Origin of the sequence: Pontibacter rugosus, from assembly GCF_042678745.1 — a bacterium.
Taxonomy (GTDB): Bacteria; Bacteroidota; Bacteroidia; order Cytophagales; family Hymenobacteraceae; genus Pontibacter; species Pontibacter rugosus.
Genome location: NZ_JBHTLD010000388.1, coordinates 1 through 1,877, shown reverse-complemented (window position 1 = coordinate 1,877; position 1,877 = coordinate 1). Strand labels below are relative to the sequence as shown.

At 43.3% G+C, this 1,877-nt stretch carries 1 protein-coding gene; it reads left to right on the top strand.

From position 1 onward, the window contains the following. Positions 1-452: 452 nt before the first annotated feature. Positions 453-1,688 (top strand): multidrug effflux MFS transporter, encoded by a 1,236-nt coding sequence (locus tag ACFQ2O_RS21425; protein ID WP_377532902.1) that lies wholly within the window; start codon positions 453-455, stop codon positions 1,686-1,688. The last annotated feature ends 189 nt before the right edge of the window (positions 1,689-1,877 follow it).

The window sequence follows — 1,877 nt, the reverse complement described above, 5'->3', positions numbered from 1 at the left end:
CTCTGATAAACAGACAGAGATGGTGAAAATACCAAAACCTTTGCTACAGCATTTTCAGCATATGCTGGCCAATGCTGCTTAATGCTAAAGTCGAGCTTAGAGCATGTTTAAATTTTGTTTTTGCAAGTGAAAGTTGCTTGGAAAGAGTTCTGGCATAGCGGTTTTAGAGTTTTATAGCAGCGCTATGGGGCGAGAAAAGCGTGAAGGCAGAACCCTTTCCAGGCTTTTGCAGCGCAAAAGATGAATTTTAAACAGGCTCTTTTTTTCGAAAGAAGTAACGCATCTGATTTCAAGTAAATTACAAGCTTAAAAGGTGATTACTCAAAGAAAATTTTGCCAGGTTCAGAAGGAAAGCACTTGAGGCCATGACGCAACACCGGCTGCATTCACTAGAAAAGATCTAAAAGCGATACAGGTTTTGTCTATACCTTTGCTGCTCACATTGCTTTTATATGACACGCAAAAAGTATTTAACACTCATACTTATTTTAGGTACGCTTACTGCCCTTGGCCCTTTTTCTATCGACATGTACCTGCCGGGATTTCCGGCCATTGCCAAAGATCTTAACACAACTGTGGCAGATGTCTCTCTTTCCTTGTCTAGTTTTTTTATAGGCATATCAGCAGGCCAGCTGCTGTACGGCCCATTAATGGATCGGTTCGGAAGAAAGAAACCGCTTTACATCGGGTTGGCAGGCTACTTACTTGCTTCTGTTGCCTGTGCCTTTGCTACTACCATTGAGGCCTTGATCATACTTCGGTTCGCGCAGGCTGTTTGTAGTTGTGCCGCTGCAGTGGCTTCAGTGGCTATGGTGCGTGATTTGTTTCCGGTAGAGGATAATGCCAAAGTGTTTTCGCTTTTGATGTTGGTAGTAGGCGTATCTCCTATGATTGCCCCTACTGTTGGTGGTTATGTGACAGCTATCTTCGGTTGGGAAACAGTTTTTCTGATACTGGCAGGTATGTCAGCTGCCATTCTAGTAGCGGTTTATATTGGCTTACCCGAAAGCAGCAAGCCTGACCCTGGCTATTCCTTAAAGCCCAGGCCTATCATATCAAGATTTATACTTGTTTTAAAAGAACCTCAGTTTTATACTTACGCACTTTCAGGTGCAGTTTCTTTCGCCGGCTTACTTGCTTATGTTTCCGGTTCGCCGCTGCTTTTTATGGAAATTTTTCAGGTGGATGAAAAAGAGTACGGCTGGATATTTGCGTTTCTCTCCATAGGGCTTATCGGATCCAGCCAGGTTAACAGCATTATGTTGCGCAAATACCGTAGTGAGCGCATAATTTTTACAGCCCTGATAGCGCAGTTAGCAATTGGCGGTGTTCTTCTGGCAGGCACCATGTTTGGCTGGTTAAACCTTTACGCTACAATAGCCTGCATTTTTCTTTTTCTGTGCTGCCTTGGCTTTACGTTTCCAAATGCGTCCGCTCTGTCACTGGCACCATTTACTAAAAATGCTGGAAGTGCATCTGCCTTGATGGGTGCAACACAAATGGGTATAGGGGCTTTGGCTACAGTGGTTTTAAGCATCTTCAGCAATCACTCTGCTGTGCCTATGGCTGGTGTGATGGCAGCATCTGCCATACTCTCACTACTTATCTTACTACTCGGTCAGAAGATCATCAGAAAAAGGGGAATAAAGTATACCCCTTCAGCTACGGCAACCGGTGCATTGCATTAGCACTTAGTTATACTTCCCTTTTTTCCGGTCTCCCAAAAAAAGGCTGTCATAGTACGCTTGGTTAAGCTATGTTCTTAAATCAAGCGTACTATGACAGCCTTTTTGCATACCTCTACTCCTGTTCCTTCTAACATACACCTTAAAAATTTAAAATTTTCCTTAACCAGAAGAATTTCCCTAACCAATCAA